This window comes from Vibrio genomosp. F6 (genome assembly GCF_005146325.1).
GTDB classification, from domain to species: Bacteria; Pseudomonadota; Gammaproteobacteria; order Enterobacterales; family Vibrionaceae; genus Vibrio; species Vibrio cortegadensis.
In genome coordinates this window covers 1,055-2,488 of record NZ_SYUT01000124.1, presented here as the reverse complement: position 1 = coordinate 2,488, position 1,434 = coordinate 1,055, and the positions used below count along the sequence as shown (strand labels likewise).

Sequence of the window (1,434 nt, the reverse complement as noted above, 5' to 3'; positions counted from 1 at the left end):
CAAACCGGAGTGAAATCGCCAAGCGTTGGGAGTCACTCTTAAATTGCTTGTTATGTGCCATTAGACTACACTGTACTCAATTACGTACATGAACACTTTGGAGTAACCAATGGACGCTATTAGTTATACTGCAGCTCGCGCAAATTTAGCAAGTACTATGCATAAAGTTTGCAACGACCACGCACCTGTTATTATTACGCGCAAAAGTGAGGAGCCTGTTGTGATGATTTCACTCGAAGACTACAAGGCGATGGAAGAAACAACTTACTTACTCCGCTCCCCTGCTAATGCTAGAAATTTACTTGATTCAATATCAGAATTAGAATCAGGCAAAGGCGAAGTACGAGAACTCATTGAATGAAAATAACTTTTGCGACCAAAGCTTGGAATGACTATCTGTACTGGCAAACCACCGACAAAAAAGTTCTAAAGCGAATAAATACTTTGATAAAAGATATCCAGCGATCGCCCTATGAAGGAATTGGGAAACCTGAGCCTCTAAAACATGGACTTTCAGGGTACTGGTCTCGACGCATAAACGATGAACACAGGATTGTGTACAAATATCAAGAGGACACGATCCTCATTGCTCAAGTTAGATACCATTACGGCACATAACGCCGCATTAAGGTGTGAGCGACGCTTGGCTATACTTGAGCGGAGCGAAACTGCCAAGCGTTGAGAATCACTCTTAAATGCTTTGTTATAACTACTTTTTCACCCCATCCAGAAAAGAAATAGCTAACCTAGTAATTTTAAAGATGCGGTCACCTTTACTATTGTAATCCGGTAACAGCAACCCAAGGCGGCATAGCTGCTCAAGATCATCTTCGATAAAGCGAGGCTCGCTGATACTCAAGTTCCCTGAAGCGTCTAGAAACATGTATGTAGTATCTTTAAGAGCTTTAACTTCTAAAAATTTAGATGCGCCGGAAGATTCGAACTGTCGAAGAATATCAATAGATTGTTCAGATAGTTCGATTGTAGGTTCTATCGCTTTTACAATACCTTGAAAGCCTTCAACCTGAGAGGCGACTTGCATTAAAAGGTTATCTAATTTTGATAAGCTTGCTAGCACTTCTTCATGGTTTCGATTTAATAAAAGCTTAATCTGTAGCGACAGAACTTGATTATTGTTCAGCTCTTCAACTAAAGAGTTATGCCTTTTATCAGCAAGCCATTGTACGAGATCATTATATTCATCACCATCACGAGCTCGACCCTCAGCTTTAAACGCAGAAATCAAACCCAAAATTGTAGCAAAAGAACTCCAAGGCTCCATAAACCCTCCGGTAATTGATTAATTCAACAAGTAGTTATAACGCCCAATTAAGGTGCGACAACGCTATAACACCCAAACTAAACCATTGCACCGTAAACACAAATTTCAAACCGGAGTGAACTCGCCAAGCGTTAGGAGTCACTCTTAAATTG

Annotated in this window: 3 protein-coding genes; 2 read left to right on the top strand and 1 reads right to left on the bottom strand. The window is 40.5% G+C overall.

What is annotated here, in order from left to right; genetic code table 11:
- Positions 1–109 precede the first annotated feature (109 nt).
- Together FCV43_RS20015 and FCV43_RS20010 are read left to right on the top strand one after the other, a co-directional pair.
- Positions 110–361, top strand: coding sequence for a type II toxin-antitoxin system Phd/YefM family antitoxin (locus tag FCV43_RS20015; RefSeq protein ID WP_113796440.1), 252 nt, complete (start codon positions 110–112; stop codon positions 359–361).
- Positions 358–618, top strand: coding sequence for a Txe/YoeB family addiction module toxin (locus tag FCV43_RS20010; RefSeq protein ID WP_136996168.1), 261 nt, complete (start codon positions 358–360; stop codon positions 616–618). Before FCV43_RS20015 ends, FCV43_RS20010 begins: the two co-directional genes overlap by 4 nt.
- A 91-nt stretch (positions 619–709) precedes the next feature.
- Here the strand turns inward: FCV43_RS20010 and FCV43_RS20005 are convergent, their stop codons facing one another.
- Positions 710–1,282 carry a hypothetical protein gene (locus FCV43_RS20005; protein WP_136996167.1) on the bottom strand — a complete coding sequence of 191 codons (573 nt, stop codon included), beginning with the start codon at positions 1,280–1,282 and terminating at the stop codon, positions 710–712.
- Between the last annotated feature and the right edge of the window lie 152 nt (positions 1,283–1,434).